The 17,832-nt window shown below is 58.7% G+C and carries 16 protein-coding genes; 7 read left to right on the forward strand and 9 right to left on the reverse strand.

All coding sequences use genetic code 11. The features are described 5' to 3' along the window. Window positions 1–192 precede the first annotated feature (192 nt). From rsxG to gloA, 4 genes are all read left to right on the forward strand, one after another. Entirely contained in the window at window positions 193–831 is a 639-nt protein-coding gene (gene rsxG / locus BN1119_RS14675; protein WP_041999509.1) for an electron transport complex subunit RsxG, read from the forward strand. Then, window positions 828–1,547, forward strand: a complete 720-nt coding sequence (locus tag BN1119_RS14680) for an electron transport complex subunit E (RefSeq protein WP_041999512.1) — start codon at window positions 828–830, stop codon at window positions 1,545–1,547. The genes rsxG and BN1119_RS14680 overlap by 4 nt, the downstream gene beginning before the upstream one ends. Before the next feature lie 23 nt (window positions 1,548–1,570). After that, a complete protein-coding gene (gene nth / locus BN1119_RS14685) occupies window positions 1,571–2,212 on the forward strand; it encodes an endonuclease III (protein ID WP_041999514.1) in 642 nt (213 codons plus the stop codon). Between the two features lie 93 nt (window positions 2,213–2,305). After that, complete coding sequence (gene gloA / locus BN1119_RS14690; protein WP_041999516.1) at window positions 2,306–2,719, forward strand: lactoylglutathione lyase; 414 nt, start codon at window positions 2,306–2,308, stop codon at window positions 2,717–2,719. 66 nt (window positions 2,720–2,785) lie between these two features. On the opposite strand, the gene BN1119_RS14695 is transcribed toward gloA, so the two are convergent. The 3 genes from BN1119_RS14695 to BN1119_RS14705 all read right to left on the reverse strand — a co-directional run bounded on the left by BN1119_RS14695 (window position 2,786) and on the right by BN1119_RS14705 (window position 6,542). Then, on the reverse strand, window positions 2,786–3,559 hold the full coding sequence (locus tag BN1119_RS14695) for a hypothetical protein (RefSeq protein ID WP_041999520.1): 774 nt from the start codon (window positions 3,557–3,559) through the stop codon (window positions 2,786–2,788). A 71-nt stretch (window positions 3,560–3,630) separates the two neighbouring features. Next, entirely contained in the window at window positions 3,631–4,506 is an 876-nt protein-coding gene (locus tag BN1119_RS14700) for a flagellar protein MotY (RefSeq protein ID WP_209434923.1), read from the reverse strand. Between the two features lie 68 nt (window positions 4,507–4,574). Next, window positions 4,575–6,542 carry a methyl-accepting chemotaxis protein gene (locus BN1119_RS14705; protein WP_041999523.1) on the reverse strand — a complete coding sequence of 656 codons (1,968 nt, stop codon included), beginning with the start codon at window positions 6,540–6,542 and terminating at the stop codon, window positions 4,575–4,577. 147 nt (window positions 6,543–6,689) lie between these two features. Here BN1119_RS14705 and rnt point away from each other — a divergent pair, with 147 nt between their 5' ends. The 3 genes from rnt to BN1119_RS14720 all read left to right on the forward strand — a co-directional run bounded on the left by rnt (window position 6,690) and on the right by BN1119_RS14720 (window position 9,314). Continuing rightward, entirely contained in the window at window positions 6,690–7,376 is a 687-nt protein-coding gene (rnt, locus tag BN1119_RS14710) for a ribonuclease T (protein ID WP_041999526.1), read from the forward strand. A 234-nt stretch (window positions 7,377–7,610) separates the two neighbouring features. Further along, window positions 7,611–8,933 (forward strand): Na+/H+ antiporter family protein, encoded by a 1,323-nt coding sequence (locus BN1119_RS14715; protein WP_041999529.1) that lies wholly within the window; start codon window positions 7,611–7,613, stop codon window positions 8,931–8,933. Window positions 8,934–9,068: 135 nt separating this feature from the next. Further along, window positions 9,069–9,314, forward strand: coding sequence for a hypothetical protein (locus tag BN1119_RS14720; RefSeq protein WP_041999532.1), 246 nt, complete (start codon window positions 9,069–9,071; stop codon window positions 9,312–9,314). Between the two features lie 131 nt (window positions 9,315–9,445). On the opposite strand, the gene BN1119_RS14725 is transcribed toward BN1119_RS14720, so the two are convergent. The 6 genes from BN1119_RS14725 to BN1119_RS14750 form a co-directional block, all read right to left on the reverse strand. Continuing rightward, the gene (locus BN1119_RS14725) at window positions 9,446–10,204 is read right to left on the reverse strand and encodes a class I SAM-dependent methyltransferase (RefSeq protein ID WP_041999535.1); all 759 of its coding nucleotides are present in this window, start codon (window positions 10,202–10,204) and stop codon (window positions 9,446–9,448) included. A gap of 50 nt (window positions 10,205–10,254) precedes the next feature. Beyond that, complete coding sequence (locus tag BN1119_RS14730) at window positions 10,255–10,635, reverse strand: SpoIIAA family protein (protein ID WP_041999538.1); 381 nt, start codon at window positions 10,633–10,635, stop codon at window positions 10,255–10,257. Between the two features lie 603 nt (window positions 10,636–11,238). Continuing rightward, entirely contained in the window at window positions 11,239–14,478 is a 3,240-nt protein-coding gene (gene zorD / locus BN1119_RS14735) for a type I Zorya anti-phage system protein ZorD (RefSeq protein WP_201296179.1), read from the reverse strand. After that, on the reverse strand, window positions 14,475–16,235 hold the full coding sequence (gene zorC / locus BN1119_RS14740) for a type I Zorya anti-phage system protein ZorC (protein WP_041999544.1): 1,761 nt from the start codon (window positions 16,233–16,235) through the stop codon (window positions 14,475–14,477). Before zorC ends, zorD begins: the two co-directional genes overlap by 4 nt. Further along, window positions 16,235–16,978, reverse strand: a complete 744-nt coding sequence (gene zorB1 / locus BN1119_RS14745; RefSeq protein ID WP_024946483.1) for a type I Zorya anti-phage system protein ZorB1 — start codon at window positions 16,976–16,978, stop codon at window positions 16,235–16,237. Before zorB1 ends, zorC begins: the two co-directional genes overlap by 1 nt. An 11-nt stretch (window positions 16,979–16,989) precedes the next feature. Then, a partial coding sequence (locus BN1119_RS14750; protein WP_041999552.1) for a hypothetical protein occupies window positions 16,990–17,832 on the reverse strand: 843 nt, incomplete at its 5' end.

Consider the following 17,832-nt stretch of genomic DNA (forward strand, 5'->3'; position numbering starts at 1 on the left):
GACAGCCTGACCCGTCCCACATCCTACGGGGAGCGTCGCAAGTGACAACCGTGTCCCAGGCCCAGCGCCCACATAGCGCAGTCGGCCAATCTCTGCGTATCCCCGTGGAGATTGACAGCCTGACCCGTCCCACATCCTACGGGGAGCGTCGCAAGTGACTCGTGTCTTCCCCCTCTTCCAAGGAGCGCCCCTATGCTGACCAGCATGCGCAACCATGGCCTCACCCTGGCGCTGTTTGCCCTCGTCTGCACCAGCGTCGTGGTGGCGACCCATCTGCTCACCCAGGACAAGATTGCCCACCAGCAGCAGCGGGAGAAGCTCAATACCCTGAGCGCCCTGCTGCCGGTGGGCAGTTATGACAATGATCTGGTGGCCAGCTGCAAGCGGGTCACCAGCCCGCTGCTCGGCACCAGCCAGCCCATGCCCCTCTACACCGCCACCCTGGCCGGCCAGGTGACCGGCTATGCCATGGAGACGGTGGCGCCCGATGGCTACAGCGGCGCCATCCGCCTCATCGTCGGCACCGATGCCGACGGCAGGGTCAAGGGGGTGCGGGTGCTGGCCCACAACGAGACCCCGGGACTTGGCGACAAGATAGAACTGAAGAAATCCCGCTGGATCGAGAGCTTCGTCGGCAAGTTCCTCACCCAGGACAACGAGGCCAGCTGGGCGGTGAAGAAAGATGGTGGTGACTTCGATGCCTTCACCGGCGCCACCATCACCCCCAGGGCCGTGGTCAAGGCGGTTGCCAACCTGCTGCGTTTGCAACAGACTCACCCTGCCTTGTTGCAAGATGCGCCCCCCTGCGACGGGGCAGGAGAAAACCCATGAATCACGAACCCAAAGCGGGCGAACTCAAGGAGCTGATGCTCCAGGGGCTGTGGAAGAACAACCCCTCCTTGGTACAGGTGCTGGGACTCTGCCCCACCCTGGCCGTCTCCTCCACCTTCACCAATGCCCTGGGGCTGGGACTGGCCACCATGGCGGTGCTGATAGGCTCCAACCTTGCGGTCTCCCTGGTGCGTCACTGGGTGCCGCGGGATATCCGCATTCCCATCTATGTGATGATCATCGCCTCCCTGGTGACCTGTGTGCAGCTGCTGATGAACGCCTACACCTATGGCCTCTATCAGGCCCTTGGCATCTTCATCGCCCTCATCGTCACCAACTGCGTCATCATAGGCCGGGCAGAGGCCTACGCCTCCAAGCAGCCTCCCCTGCTGGCAGCCCTCGACGGCCTGATGATGGGGCTGGGCTTCACCCTGGTGCTGCTGTTGCTGGGGGCCATGCGCGAGATCATCGGCATGGGCACCCTGTTTGACGGCGCCGAGCTGCTGCTGGGTGACTGGGCCCGATCCCTGCGCATCGAGATCTTCCCCCACGACTCCGCCCTGCTGCTGGCCATACTGCCCCCGGGGGGCTTTCTTGGTCTGGGGCTGCTCATCGCCGCCAAGAATGCCATCAACGACTGGCTGGGGCGCAAGCAGGCGACCGAACAGGCCCATTGCAGCGTGCCGGCGCCGGGTGCCCGCGCCACCGAACTATAAAAACGACAGAGTGTGAGCAAGAGATGAACAACGACAAGCGCCGCCAGATCCTGACCCGTCTGCGGGAAGACAACCCGGCGCCCAGGACAGAGCTCAACTACAGCACGCCGTTCGAGCTGCTGATCGCCGTGCTGCTGTCGGCCCAGGCCACGGACGTGGGGGTCAACAAGGCGACCGCCAGACTCTATCCGGTCGCCAATACCCCGGCCGCCATCCTGGCGCTCGGGGTCGATGGCCTCAAGGAGTACATCAAGACCATTGGCCTGTTCAACACCAAGGCCGAGAACGTCATCAAGACCTGCGCCATCCTGCTGGAGCGCCATGGCGGCGAGGTACCGGAAAACCGCGAGGCCCTGGAGGCCCTGCCCGGCGTCGGGCGCAAGACCGCCAACGTGGTGCTCAACACGGCGTTTGGCTGGCCCACCATTGCCGTCGATACCCACATCTTCCGGGTGTCGAACCGCACGGGCCTGGCGGTGGGCAAGAACGTGGATCAGGTGGAAGAGAAACTGCTCAAGGTGGTGCCGGCCGAGTTCAAGCTGGATGTGCACCACTGGCTGATCCTGCACGGACGCTACACCTGTCTGGCACGCAAGCCGCGCTGTGGCTCCTGCATCATCGAAGATCTGTGCGAATACAAAGAGAAGGTCTATCCCGAGACTTGATCCGCAGGGCACCTGGTTTACAGGCGTCGGCGGATCTGGGCCTCGGGCCATGAATTCAAGGCAGTACCCATCACCAACCCGGAGAATTGAGCAATGAGAATTCTGCATACCATGCTGCGAGTGGGCGATCTGCAACGCTCCATCGACTTCTATACCCGCGTGCTGGGGATGACCCTGCTGCGCAAGAGCGAGAACAGCGAGTACAAGTACACCCTGGCCTTCGTCGGCTACGGTGACGAGAAGAGCGAGGCCGTCATCGAGCTGACCTACAACTGGGGCGTGAGCGAGTACGAGCTGGGCTCGGCCTATGGCCACATCGCCCTGGAAGCGGACGACATCTATGCCACCTGCGACGCCCTGCGCGCCGCCGGCGCCAAGATCACCCGCGAGCCGGGCCCTGTCATGGGCGGCACCACCGTCATCGCCTTCGTGGAAGACCCGGACGGATACAAGATTGAGCTGATCGCCAAGAAAGACGCCGGCCACGGCCTGGGCGAGAGCGTCTGACGGGACCCTCGTCAACCATCCACAAAAAAGGGGAGCCATTGGCTCCCCTTTTTACCTGTTTGCCCCTCACAGCAGCCGAGGCTGACCGCCGAGAAACACCAGTCGTTTGCCGGCCGAGTCCGGGCCAACGAAGGGCAGCTCGTTGCTGTTGACCACGTAGACCCCATCCTTGAACTGGAAGATGGGAACCCTTGCCAGGGGACGGGGTATCAGCAGATCCCCGAGATCGCTTCGCACCGTCAGCACGGTATAGCGCCCCGGCGAGAGCCCGAGAATGGGGCCAAACTCGCTGCCATCGGCCTCACGTACCGCCTTGACATAGACGCTGAACTCCTCGAATCCGGGCACCAGGCACTCATGGGTATAGGCGCCGGTACTGACCGTGGTCACCAGCAATGGCGCCTGATAGTCATGGCAGACGAAACCGGCCAGATTGCGGGAACGCAGCAGGGGTTGCAGCCGGACCTCCTCATGGGCGAGATCGGTCCGCGGTGCCCGCACCTCGTACTGCTCAAGCAGCACCCGGCGCACCACCTCGGCATCGTCATAGTCTTCCCCGTCATGGAGGGGAGCCGTGACCACGCTGGCCCGGGTCAGGGGATAGGCCTGCACCAGGGAGCCAGGCAGCATGATGCCTTTTCTCTCCTGGTCCTCCAGGCTGACCTGTTGCCGGTAGGGATTGTCGCGGATCAGATTGGGATAGCCAGCGTAGGCGGTGACGTTCCACGCCCAGCTCATGGTGGGCTCTTGTACGTAGGGGCCATGGGGATCGGGGGCAGTGGCGCAGCCGCTCAATGCCAGGGTACATGCCAGCCCGGCCAGGGCAATGGATCTTATCATCTTGGGTCATCCCTCGTCGCATCACGCCGGCATCCCTTGTCCGGCGTTCGTGGGAGTCAAACTAGCAAAAATCAGATGGCGCCGCTACGCCCCATGCTGATCACCACCCGCCGGTTCTTGGCGCGCCCCTCCTCCGTCTCGTTGGAGGCGACGTGCTGCTTCTCCCCGTGGCCTTCCACCGAGATCTTGCCCTCCTCCAGGCCCAGGTCGAGAAACACCTTCTTGATGGCGTCGGCCCGCTTCTCGGAAAGCTTCTGGTTGGGCCAGCGCCCGCCATAGCTGTCGCTGTAGGCGTCGATCACCACCACGTCTATGGTGCTGTCCGCCTTGATGAACTCCCCTATCATGGCGAGGCGGCGCCGCGATGCGGCGGAGAGGCGATCGCTGTTCTTGTCATAGGTGAGCACGCTGAAGGCGATGTCGTTGAAGCTGTAGGGCAAGAGGCCGTTCAGACAATCCATGAAGGCCTGGTACTTGACCCTGAAGTTGACGCTGGAAAGGGAGACCCGCACCGCACGGTTCTGGCGATACCAGTCCCGGTACTGGAAGGTGGGCATGCGCCCGCTCTCCAGCTCGTCGAGCATGGTCCAGGCGGTCTGGCCGTCCACCAGGCCGTCGAACTGCTTGAAGAAGCGGATCTGGCTGATGTCGCGCCCGGCCAGACCCGGACGCCAGCTGGGGGGCATGCTGCCCAGGCTCACCGTCTGGGTCTGTGCCTGCTGGCGCAGGCCGCTCAGTTCGAAGTCGAGGTTGATCTTGCGCCCGGCACGGGTGACGAAGGCCCCGGTGCCCCACCCGGGGATGGGGTGCTCCAGGCGACACTCGATCTGGCTGTCGGCGGTCAGGCGCCAGACGGATTGATCCAGGCCGGCACCGAATTCGGTTACCCCTGCCTGCAACTGCATGCTCACCGACATGCCGACCAATCCCACAATCCAAGCGTTCAACTGCCTGCCCTCCATACCGTCTCGGATTATCTATCGGCAGAGGCAGGACAAGCTTTAGGGCAAAACCCTCAGTGGGGAGTCTCCATCAATTTGAAGCTGGCGATGCGCCCCGCCAGCTCGCGGGCCAGCTGATCCAGCTCGGCGCTGTTGCGCTGCAGCATGTCGGAGTGCTGACGATGGGCCTCGTACACCTCGCGAATGGTCATCACGTTGTGCTGGATGTCGTCCGTGACGTAGCGCTGCTGCTCGGTGGCGGTGGCCACCTGGGCGCTCATGTCGCTCACCTTGCTCACCTCGTTGACGATCTGGCCCAGCTCGCTCCCCGCCCGCCTGGCCTCGGTCACGCTCAGCCCCGCCTGCTCGCTGCCCAGGTGCATGGCCGTGACCGCCTGGAGGGCCCCCTGACGCAGGCGATCCAGCATCTGCGCTATGTCATCTGCCGCCTGCTGGGTGCGGGAGGCAAGGGCCCTCACCTCTTCGGCCACCACGGCAAAACCACGGCCGGACTCACCGGCGCGGGCCGCCTCTATGGCCGCGTTGAGGGCCAGCAGGTTGGTGCGATCCGAGATCTGCTTGATGAGGCTCAAGGCCTCGCCGACCGACTCCGTCTCTGCCTGCAGCCTATCCACCAGCTGCCGGGTATCGACCAGGGTACCCGCCACCTGCTCGATGGCGTCTATGGTCTGCACCACCTCCTTGTCCCCCTGATGGGCCCGGCCGATGGCCTGCTGGGTCGCCAGGGAGGTCTGGGTGGCATTGCGCGCTATCTCCGCCACCGTGGAGGCCATCTCGGTGGCGGCGGTCGCCACCAGATCCACCTGGCCAAAGCCCTTGGCCACACCGGCGTTGACTTCCGCTATCACGCCGGCCGAGGCGGCGGCGCTGCGGGCCAGCACCTCGCAGGAGCGGCGCACTGCCAGCAGCAAGCCTTCGAGATGGGCGAGAAAATGGTTCAGATCCCGCGCCAGTGCCCCCAGCTCGTCTCCGGAGTGCCAGTCGACCCGCACCGTCAGATCGTTATCCTGCACCAGCCCCTTGAAGGTCTGGTGCAGTGCCATGAAGCCCAGATGCAGGCTTCGCACCACCCGCCAGCAGACCAGGGTGGTCAGCGCCACGCACAGCAGCACCCCGAAGGCGGCCCAGCCAAGATCCCTGGCGCTCTGGGCCCGCATCTGCTCGACCCTGTCAAACAGCTGTTGATAGAGGCGATCCTCACTCTCCTTGAGCAGGGCTATCTTGTCTGTGCTCAGGGCAAACCAGGCCTCGGCATCGATGCCAAACCCGCCGCTGGCCGCCTTGTCCAGGGCCAGGGTCTCCATGGCCGCGACCTTGGCCACCACGGGTGAGGCCAGGCTGTCGGCCAGCAGCTGGCGCTGGGCCGGGCTCGCCACCGCCTGGAAACGTTCGAGATAGGTCTGCTGGGACGCCAGCAGGGAGATGAACTGCTGCAACAGCGCCGGGGTGAAATTGCCGCGGGCGAACACATTGCTCAGTGTGGCCCGCTCCAGCCCCATCCGCTCCTTGCTCTGCAAGAAGGCGGCATAGGCATTGGTCTGCAGTGCTATGGTGGCGTCCTGGCTCTTGAGGCTCACCCCGTCCACCACCGCCAGCAGCCGGCTGATGAGGCGGGTATAGATGCCGACCTGCTCCGCCACCTCCACCCCCAGGGCATCGACCCGCTCGCGGATGGCGGTCAGGCCCGCCAGCTCCTGCTGCACCTGTGTCAGCCCCAGCAGGGCCGGATCCTGGCGAAAACGCACCAGCAGGGTGTCGACCACCTGGCGCTGGGTCGGCAGGGCATCGCCAAACTTGCCCCCGCCAGAGCCGAGGAAACCGGCGGACATGCCGCGCTCCTTTTGTAACTCATGGGCCAGCTGCGCCGCCTCCCGCACCACATGGAGCGAGGCCAGCGCCTGACTCATCTCCTGCTCGACCCGGTAACGCTCGTAGACGTATCGACCGGAAAAAAACAGCAGGGCCACTAGTGGCAGGCAGACCACCAACACCATCTTGTGCGCCAATCCCAGCTTGTTCATCGTCTCTTCCCATCCTTAGGTTGCAGTGGCCAATTATAAGCACAGGCCCCCCCGGCGCATCCTTGATCCCGCGCATGGCGGTGCAGGAGGGACAAGGGCCCGCTTTTTTGCCATAATGCCGCCTCATTTCAAGCCGACCGAGATCCCATGACCGACGCCGTTAACACTCTCAAAGGCCGTTTCCGAGGCTTTTACCCCGTCGTCATCGATGTTGAAACCGCCGGATTCAATGCCAAGACGGATGCCCTGCTCGAGATTGCCGCCTACACCCTCAAGATGGACGAGGCCGGCTGGCTGGTACCCGATCAGATCTTCCATTTCCACGTCGAGCCCTTCGAGGGCGCCAACCTGGAAAAGGCCGCACTGGAATTTACCGGCATCGACCCCTACAACCCGCTGCGCGGCGCCGTGGACGAGAAGGAAGCCCTCACCGAGATCTTCAAGGGCGTTCGCAAGGGCATGAAGGAGCAGGATTGCAGCCGCGCCATCGTCGTGGCCCACAATGCCCCCTTCGACCATGGCTTCGTCATGGCCGCCGCCGAGCGCGCCGGGCTCAAGCGCAATCCGTTCCACCCCTTTGCCACCTTCGACACCGCCGCCCTCTCGGGCCTGGTGCTGGGCCAGACGGTGCTCGCCAAGGCGTGCCAGAGCGCCCGCATTCCCTTTGACAACAAGGAGGCGCACTCCGCCCTCTATGACACCGAGCGCACCACCGAGCTCTTCTGTCATATCGTCAATCGCTGGAAGGCGCTGGGGGGCTGGCCCCTGGCCGAGGTCGATGATGACGCCAATCTGGATGACGCGCCCCTTGACGAGGCGGCATTCGGCCCCTAGTCCAGCGCGGGCGCCAGGCCGAAGCCAAGGCCGCCCGGGGCACGGCGCCGGCCGGCCAGTCGTCGCCCACCCCGCCATCCCATGAGGCTGCCACGGCAGCCTTTTTTGATATGGGTCAGCTGGCGTGACTAACCTGGGGATTTACGTGAATTTTTACTCGACTTTTGGTCCAGTTTTCGCAAACTAACGCCCTTTCACACGCCAGACAACAACGCATCATTATAAGGAAGTCACATGAATCCTGTTGTTATCGCAGTCTCGCTGATGCTGGTGCTCAGCCTGCTGCGGATCAATGTGGTCGTCTCACTGTCGGTCAGCGCCATCGTCGGCGGCCTGGTCGGCGGCCTCTCCCTCGAACAGACCCTGGGCACCTTCAGCAGCGGCCTGGGGGGCGGCGCCGAAATCGCCCTCGCCTATGCCATGCTCGGGGCCTTCGCGGTGGCCATCTCCCGCTCCGGCATCACGGATCTGCTCGCCCGCAAGGTGATAAGCCAGCTCGGCAAGGATGCGAGCCACTCCCGGGTGCTCTGGGTCAAGACTCTGCTGCTCACCTCTGTGCTGGCGGTCTCCGTCGCCTCCCAGAACCTGATCCCGGTCCACATCGCCTTCATCCCCATCCTGATCCCGCCACTGTTGCACGTGATGGCGCAGATGAAGATCGACCGGCGCCAGGTGGCCTGCGTTATCACCTTCGGTCTGACCGCCACCTACATGCTGCTGCCGGTCGGCTTTGGCGGCATCTTCCTCAACAACATCCTGGCCAAGAACCTCCTCGACAATGGTGTCACCCTGGTCAACAGCCAGATCCCCATGGCCATGGCGCTGCCGGTGTTTGGCATGTTCCTCGGCCTGCTGGTCGCCGTCTTCATCAGCTATCGCAAGCCGCGCCAGTATGATCTGACCAAGATCCTGGCCGCCGAACCGGAGACGGTCGCCCTCAACCTGACCCATATCTGGGTCGCCCTGGTCGCCATCGCCGTCGCCCTTGGCTTGCAGCTCTACACAGACAGCATCGTCCTGGGCGCCCTGGCCGGGTTCATCATCTTCACCTGTGGCGGCGTCATCAAGTTTCGCGAGAGTCAGGATGCCTTCACCCAGGGGGTGCGCATGATGTCCCTCATCGGCTTCATCATGATCTCCGCCGCCGGCTTCGCCGCCGTGATGAAGGAGACCCAGGGGGTCGAGAGCCTGGTGCAGTCCGTCGCCGGCCTCATCGGCCACAACAAGGGGGTCGCCGCCTTCCTGATGCTGCTGGTGGGTCTGCTCATCACCATGGGGATCGGCTCTTCCTTCTCCACCGTGCCCATCATAGCGACCATCTATGTGCCGCTCTGCCTGCAATTTGGCTTCTCCCCCATGGCCACCATCGCCCTGATCGGCACCGCCGGCGCCCTGGGGGATGCGGGCTCCCCCGCCTCCGACTCCACCCTGGGTCCCACTTCGGGTCTCAACGCGGATGGCCAGCACGACCATATCTGGGACTCCGTCGTGCCCACCTTCGTCCACTACAACATCCCGCTGATCCTGTTTGGCTGGATCGCCGCCATGGTGCTCTGAGCCAGACCCAGGTTCACCGTCAAAACCCTCGCCCTGCGAGGGTTTTTCGTCTCCGGGCCAGCCACCAGGGTCGGGGCAGAAGAGCCCAGGGCCAGGGGCCTCTATACTTCCACTGACCCACAAGGAGAGCACGTCATGAAACCTGCGTACTGGTTGATCCCCCTGCTGTTTAGCGCCAATGCCCTGGCGTTTCACTGCCCGGCCGACATGAAACAGATAGACGATGCCCTGGCGACAGGGCCGGCAATCAGCGCCGAGCAGCTGGCCGAGGTGAAGACCCTGAGGGCCGAGGGCGAGGCCCTGCACCAGGCGGGCCGGCATCAGGAGTCCGTCGATACCCTGGCCAAGGCCAAGGCGCTGCTTGGCATCGACAAGACCTGATCCCGGGAGCCCCCTCCCCTGAGCTGACAAGCAAAGCCCTCGCCGACCCCGGCGAGGGCTTTCTCATGGCGGGCTCTCCCGTTGACGCTCTGCGCCGCTCTCCCCTCATCTGGGAGGATACAGTCCCTGGGTCAGTCGCCCTCGACCCGGCCGCTGTAGACCAGGGTACTGTAGTGGAAGGCAATCTGGCCGTTCACCCCATGGCGGTCAAACTCGCGGCGGATGAGCGCCGTCATCTCGTCATGGGCCCGGGTGCCGGCGACGGGCGCATAGGAGGAGGAGTTGAATCGCCCCAGCACGCCGTCCAGATCGAACCACTGGCTATTGTCGAAACGACTGAGCCGATACTCTCCCTCGAAGAAGGCCCGAAAATCCGCCTCCCCCAGGTTACGGTGATTCACCTCCTCATAGTCTGCCGAGTAGGCCCTCAGCCCCGCCTCATAGGCCTGAAGGAAAGGGGTATTGCACAGCCTGTCGTTCCAGATGAGGGCGACCCGGCCCCCGGGTCTGAGCAGGCGCCGGCATTCGGCCTTGAAGGCGGCGCGATCGAACCAGTGAAACGCCTGGGCCACTGTGATGAGATCCACCGAGCCCGCCGCCAGACCGGTGGCCTCGGCGCTGCCGCGGGACCAGCCGACGTTGCCAGCGCCAGCCAGCAGCGCCTCGGCGGCGGCGCGCATCCCATCATTGGGCTCCACCGCCCACACCCGTGCCACCCTGGGGGCGAGCAGGGCGGTCAAGATGCCGGTGCCCGCCCCTATGTCGGCCACCTGGGCCTTCGGCCCCATGGCAAGTTCCCGGGCCAGAAAGTCCAACATGGCCGCCGGATAGCCGGGTCGATACTTCACATAGGCCTCGACCCGGCTCGAGAATCGTTCGCTGTTGTCCAATGGTCTGCTCCTGTTCGTTCACAAAAAGAGGGTGAAAGAGGGGGCGAGCGTTACTGCGTCAGCCAGTCGATGGCGGCGCCCTCCTCCTCGAAGGCCCGCACCTCCCCCGAGATAAACCAGCCGCCGACGCGGGCCGCCAACCCCAGCCAGCCCGGCTGGCCATAGAGGGCTATCTTGCCAAATTCGTGGCCATGCCTGAGGCCGAGCTTGAGATCGTCCCAGGCGGCCCGCAGCTCCCACCCCTCCAGCTCACGGGCATCGAGCAGCACCCTCACCCCCTGCCCCTCGACTCTCTCAAGAGCCGCCTCCAGCATGGGGGTGATGGCCAGGTAGTCCTCATGACTGAGTCTGCCGACCGCCTTGATCGAGATGAAGGAGACATCCCCCACCCGTGCCAGCCCCAGGGTCAAACCATGTTGTTGCATCTTCATCCCCCTGCCTCCATGAATGGCTGCCACCCGGCAGCCGCTGGCTTGAGTCTAACCCGGGGCGAAGGGACGGTCATGGCCCGGGGGAGAAAGCACAACCGGATACTGCCGCCAGTCCCACGTTCGAGGCCAGGATGCCGATGGGAGAGACGGATATCGCCGCCATCGAGGCGGTTCGTCGCGGCTAAGCCGCCGTGTGCGGGCGCCACAAACGACAAGGCCACCCGCTGGGGTGGCCTTGAGCTTATTAGTTGTCAGCCCTTCACGGCGCCTGATCATAACCATTTAAGTTGGAAACTAGCAGATCAAACGATTCAGTAACTTAGCGACACCACATGTGACATTTAAGTTGGAAACTCAATAGCAATCCTCCACCAGCTCAACGAACAAGCAGGACATTGAAGTTGGAAACCAAGCTCTGTTTGCCATGATAGTGACCATGTAACTAAATTACAAAACAGCTAATTACCTCTTATGAGCAGTGGCAGGCAGACGCATGTCATTTGTCCGCAGTTAGCAGAGAGGCTACATGCTGGTGTTGAAAGGTGTGGCTGTAGGTATATGACACCACGGGAAGTCAGCCTAGCAGCTCCCCTTGTAATGACATCATTTGTTAAGCACACCATCAAACTCCGACAGTTGTAAGTCATTTTTCCCCTGCAACATATCGCTCGCTAACGATCTACGCTGGTCCAGTAAATCATCGAGCGTTGCCTCGAAGGTCTGAATGTCAGCATCGCGTATAGTTGGATAATAGACAAATACATCCTTGGTCTGGCCGATACGGTATGCTCGATCGGTCGCCTGATCTTCTTTGGCCGGATTCCAGCACCGGGTGAAATGGATCACATGGTTTGCTCCCTGCACATTGACACCAAACCCCACCGCCACGGTGGAAAGAATAATCACATTAAAGCCGGACACTGCCTGGAAACGATCAATCAGACGTTGGCGACTATTCAGGCTATCGCTACTTGTACTGGTGTCCCCATTAATGATTGTTGGGGATATATCGAAACGGACCTTAACCGCGTGCTGTACTTCACGCTGAACATCCCGTAGTTCGGTGAAGATGATAACTTTATCCCCGCTGCAACGGATGTTATCCAGTTGTTCTAGCAGCCACCTCATCTTAGGGGAATGTTCACGTAACCAAAGGTCAGGCTCCACACAATAGGGGTGAGCACAGACCAGCTTGAGTTTATGCAACACAGGAAGGATGAAACTCTCTTTACTCCCTGCGGCCTCCTGCACCAATTGTCGCTGTCGATATTCACCAATCTGCTGGTTATAGAGGGAACGCTGCCGACTAACCATGGTCAGATTGCGGCAAGTGCGATCTTCTATCTTGGAAGGCAAATCCTTAGCCACATCCTGCTTGGTCCGCCGCAAGGTCTGGGGCTCAATCAAGGAACGTAATCGAGCCAGAGCTTCTAGATCCTTGCACTCCCCCTCTTCAATTGGTTTTTGGTATTCACGACCAAACTGGTTTAAGGCCCCAAGCAAACCTGGCTGGACAAAATCAAACAGGCTCCAGAGATCGATCAAGGTGTTTTCTACTGGAGTACCAGTACAAGCAATGCGAAACCTGGACTTCATGGCTTTAATAGCCCTAGTCACCATAGCTGCTGGATTTTTGATTTTTTGGGCTTCATCACAGATCACCATGGCCCATGACTGACGACCCAAGGAGATCTCTTGGGAACGCAGCGTCTCGTATGTGGTTAACACGATACGAGCCTCCTGTAACCAACCGGGACGCAACAGATTTGTTACACCCTGCTGACGCAATGATTCTGGGATTTCATAGCTGCGAAACTTTGCCTCTGATAGAGCATCACCGTAGAGCCGCATGACTGCAATGTCATCGGCATAGAAGAATTTTCGCAATTCTGCTTCCCAGTTATCCAATAACGAAACCGGGGCTACGATAAGTACAGGATCACCACTTGGTTGACGTTCCAGATAATCAACCACAAAGGTAAGCAATTGGATCGTTTTTCCTAAACCCATGTCATCAGCTAAGAGGCAACCCGATACATGTTCTGGTGACAGCTCGAACAGATGCTGTAACCATGCCACACCGTGTAATTGGTGCTCACGCAGCGAGATTTCTGGCTTAAGCCTCTCCGGTAATGACGGGGAGGAAAGACGCGCCTGTTGAATCGCATCTTGTCGCCACTTGGCATAACCCACCTCGTCGATATTTTCTTCCACCAGCAAACCAATGCTGTTTTTCCTCATGGATTCTTGAACTGTTGGCTCTTCGCTCCGGATCTGCTTTCGCCATTCCTTTTGTATCTGCTCAGCCAAGCGCAATGGCACGGGTTGCTCAGATCCTGGCAAACAAAGATGCCCTGCTCCCTCTGCAAACGCCTCGTCAATACGCTTTGATAACTCATCCAGCGCCGCTGCATCGTCAAAATTGATCTGTGCGACAACATCACCCACTGACTCCTCAATTCCATTCGATTCGCTCGAAAGCCAATCCTGACCGGTTGTTCGGGTCAGGAAAGGAGATGATACTGGCACTACCTCGCCGAGACCGATAATGCGATCACCATAGCGAGAGAGTTCAAACAAAGAATCGAACAACTCTCCGGACACCTCTCGTTGCCAGCGATCTAGCAACTTTTCGATGTCCAACAATTGCTGCTCGTCAAAGTCGCCTAACTCCAGCTCAAAACCCTGCCAGAAACCTGCGCTCATACCAGCAGCCAGCTTAAAGCGCAGCTCCTGTACAAAAGGCGCAAATATTCCAGGTGAATTGAAACTCAGTGTTTCATCAGGGAGTGGCTCTCGGCTTATAGGGGAGAGATGCAGCAATACGGTGGCGATCTTCCCACTTTCGGCCTCGCATTTAGGTTCCAGACGAAAATGATGAAAATAGATCCCCGCATCGACAAGCGATTGCTCGTGCTGCTCTGGATCGAGTACCACGCTGGTCACTTCTCCCAGCAGGGCATAGGGATTGCGCAACAGGGACAACGCCGAATCCCCAGCCACCCTTCTCCCCGGTATCGCCTTGATGGCTTCGAGTACTTGCTTGATCTCAGGCTCTATCAACACATGAGCGATGGTGCCATCTGGTTGCGTGATACGGTATCTGTCCTGTACCCGTTGGGTAGCATCAAATGAGGAAAGGAACCCAACTGGTTGTTCAGGAAAATCAACGCCAACCTCAATGACAGGACAAGAGTCGATCTCTGCCTTACGTGGTCGCAAAGCCAGTCGCTGAGGTTTAACTACCACTGTCTTGGCAAGAAAACCATCCATGTCGGCATTAGCCGCTTTGGCAACACTGCGAATAACGGCCCACCCTTCATAGTTGGTCGCCTCACCCGGCTCATCCCTCTGACAACGAGCAAGGTCACGCAGAGACTCACAGAGCTGCCAGCTGGCTTCGTTCAGTAGACGTTGTCCCTTCTTCGTTGTTACCAACGCCCCCTGACGTTTTAACTCGACATGTTCTCCCGTTACTTCATCACTCCAGTGAGTAATCGCAACGGTGAACTGAGGATCGACCAAGCTGCCTCTGCATTCCAATTTGGGGCGTAGATCAGTACAGTGAGGCAGCGACAACAACGCCAGACTACTTTCATGATCGGCGTCGGCCATTAATCGATACATATCACGCCATGTCAGGAGCCAGCGGTCGCTAAGCACCGCAACGTACTCCTCCTCGGCAAGCTGCTCCAGATAGGCAACCAAGGCCCATCGCTCAGGCTCGCTCTGTATACGTTCGGCAAACACGATCCCTCTCTCATCCGCCTGCCAACATGGGCTGAGATCAACCGGATCATGCTTATTTTTCCCAAATTTGCTAAACCAACGTCCAAGCATCATTTTTTCCAAAACATAAACGGGCTGCCAGTTTTGACCACAAAACCATTGCGCCTCAGAAGCAAAATGTCATCTGTATTGCGCTGCTTGATCTCTATATGGAAAGCACCGCCCTTTTCACGATGATCCGTATAATGTCGCAGGTTTTCGCCTAACTGTTCGAGCAACAGAGCAAAATCAACTTTCCCCTTACCGCCTGAATGAATCACAACGGTCCGATCAGCAGGTGTGTTCACAACTTGGCTCTTTGATTCAGAATTGTTGCCAAGGGGAGCTTGAAATGATGGAACGCTTGGTTTGACAATTTTTGGTTTAACTACACGATTCCATAATTGATTGGCTCCCTGTGGGTTTGGAACAATACCAAGCAACCGTAACTCATCATCATATTTTTGCTGCCACCCCTCCATCGCATCGGGCTTTAATGGTTTGGGAACATGTATCCAACGCCCCTTCGCGAGGTTTTTTTGTTTCAAATCATGAGTTAAGTGCAATGTACTGGCATCAGGATTAAATCCGCAGGAGTTAGCTCGATATACATAACAGGCGTTTCCTGTGTGCGAAAACTCGACAAAGATGTAATCGCCAATCTGCATGATTACTGCGTTATCAGCTGGCGAGCCCCCAGATAAATCTCCTAGGCGGCCCTTATTTTGATCACGAAAACGGACAAACTCTCCATCTCGGTTTAATTGAGCATCACGTCCCATCACGATACGGGTATAACTCATCTGATCGGCAAAACGGAGCCAATAGAAGAGACGCGCCTGATCAACCTCGCCTTCACCTTTCAGCAAACTAAAAAAGTGCTGTAAATCCTGCTTGGCAAGCCATGCCCCCACCATGTCACATACCGGTTTATCCACATGGTGACGCCAGCGATTTTGATCGGATTTCAACTGGGGGTTCCCCCAGATCTCCAGACCAGCTTGTATCAAGTTGGCTTGTGGCTGCACATGACAGCTACAACCATGATATCGAGTGAGACAAGCAGCCATGATCTCGTCGGAATAACGCCGATTATTGATAGCCATCAGCGCTAACAACTCTGATAACCGGTCTAAAAACGTAGCTTCATCAAGTTCGGCAATTTTTTTCTGCACGACCGCGATAACTTGATGCCAAAGCCAACTTTCTGCTGGGATTTGGGCAAGAGTCTGTAGCTGAGTAAGATCTGTTACTGTCCCCTCAAATACCTGCTGTCCTAACCGTAAACCTGCTTCACTCTGAAAAAGTTCTTGATGCTCATCAACTACCCGCATCCAAGCTTTAAGCTTCTCCGGATTCCGTAGTACACGATAACCATCCCGGATATAAGTGCGCAGTTGTTGCCAGTTTTGGCTCTTCTCAGGCTCTATTGCCTCATAGCCAAAATAGCTGAAGCAGAGAGCAGTCCAATCCCGGCGAACCAACTCACGGCTATCGATGTGAGCAGATACATGCCTACTCACTCGTGGAAAGACCTTTTCATCATCTAGCAACTGCTTGCCTGCTTCAACGCAGTCAACAAGCCCTGCATATACCAACCGCCACTGCCGCCGGGTGAGCGGTTCATTACGTAGGAAGGCCGCCAGAGCGGCATGACGCTTCTCCTTCGGTGGTTCTGGAGCTGCCTCCGCTTGGTCAAACCTAGCCTCAACCTCAGATCTAGCTCGCTTCAAAGCCGAAAAGGAATGCAGAGTCCTCTCCTGATAGCGACCATTGACCCGCTCCACACTGGACTCCAAGATCGCCGTAAGACGGGAAATTGCATCCACCATCAGCGCATCTCCAACTGACAACGTTCAGCCGTCATCAGACCAGAAAACTGAGGTGCGCTCTCCGCCGCCTGCTGCTTGTCTTCCTTGAGCCCATAAAACTGCATGCGCAGCTCCACTCGACGACTTGCCTCTTTGCTGTCCTTGGCATTGTTAAAAGAAACACCGCCAGCCAAAAACAGGCTACGGATCTGCTGCTGGTGTTCGGCAGAAAGGGATTGCTGCAACTGGCTCCGTCCGTCAAGCAGTGCACACATTACCCACTCGGAACGCTGTAGCGACAAGTGGAGGTTATAGAGGTAAGAACCATCCGTATCGGTAAAACCTTCAACCACCACCTGTTTCATCCAACGTTGCCCCTCTGGGCTATCGGTAACATCCAGGATCAACGGCACCACGTCCTGCAATGCCTGCTGACCCTGTGGGTCTAGAAAATATTGGTTGTGACCAAAGCGACCGGCCTCCCCAAAGCTAATCCGGTTGTCACGACAGTCAACTTTAATGATGTTGCTCTTCTTTCGCGCCAGTATCTCCAAGCTTTGACAGATACGGGCAATATCCTGCCCTCTTTGCTTTTCTCCAGCCTCAACTTCGCGAATACGCTGGGTCACAGACGCAAGTGAAGCAACCATGACAACCAAGAACAACACCATCATGGCAGTCATCAGATCGGCATAAGATATCCAAAACGGCTTTTCCGCCTCATCGTTGCGACGCGAGGCCGGAGCGCCTTTCATCCCGAACATAAGTTAGCCCCTTAGCGCCGCACCTTGATAGACTCAAACAACTCGGAAAGATCCTCAATTCCTTCCTTCATATCAACGATACCACCAGCAAGCCCCTTCACCGCTTTGTCTAGCTCACTATCGAGACTTCCCATGGTCTTGACCAGATTACGATTCAACCCATCGGCAAACTCATTGAACCCTTTCGCTAGGGCATTGCCAATCTGGTCCAAATATTCTGTGGCCTCACGATTAAGGTCACGCATCCGCTCACCGTGTTGCCTGAGATCGTTAATTAGTTGTGCTCGCTGGCTTTGTTCGCTCTGCGCTCCGGCGACTACGGACTCGATGGTGGCCAAAACTTTGGCCGCAGACTCTCGATGATTGCGGTATTCACCAATAATGGTTGTGAGCTCACGGGAAGCTACCGCCAGCTCTCCACCGACTTGCTGCACCGACCCCAATACTTTGGCAGTGGTCTCACCCGCTTGCACCACACTGCTGCCCGCGGTGTCGAATCGATCCGCAGCAAGGCGCATCTTGTCTGCCCCTTGTGCCATTTGCTGCAAGTGCTCTCTAGTTTGCAAGCCAAGAAGGTCAATGACTTCCTGTGCCTCTTTGCGCTGCTGCTCGACCAATTGCAGCGTCTCTCTAAGCTGCTTATCCAACCCACCAATAACCGTTTCAGTTGTATTCCTGATATCCGCCTGTGCCAAGCGATGCTGTGCATCCATTCCTTCTTGGTTAGCGTTAAAGGTCTGGAACATCTGATTAAGTTGTGAGCCCAGCTGAGTCAAGTTTGTGGACATGTTGGTCATGACCTCTTCTTGCCCTTGGCCAATACTCCGCTGGCTCTGTAGATTGGCCCCTTGAAG

The organism is Aeromonas bivalvium (assembly GCF_000819765.1).
GTDB classification, from domain to species: Bacteria; Pseudomonadota; Gammaproteobacteria; order Enterobacterales; family Aeromonadaceae; genus Aeromonas; species Aeromonas bivalvium.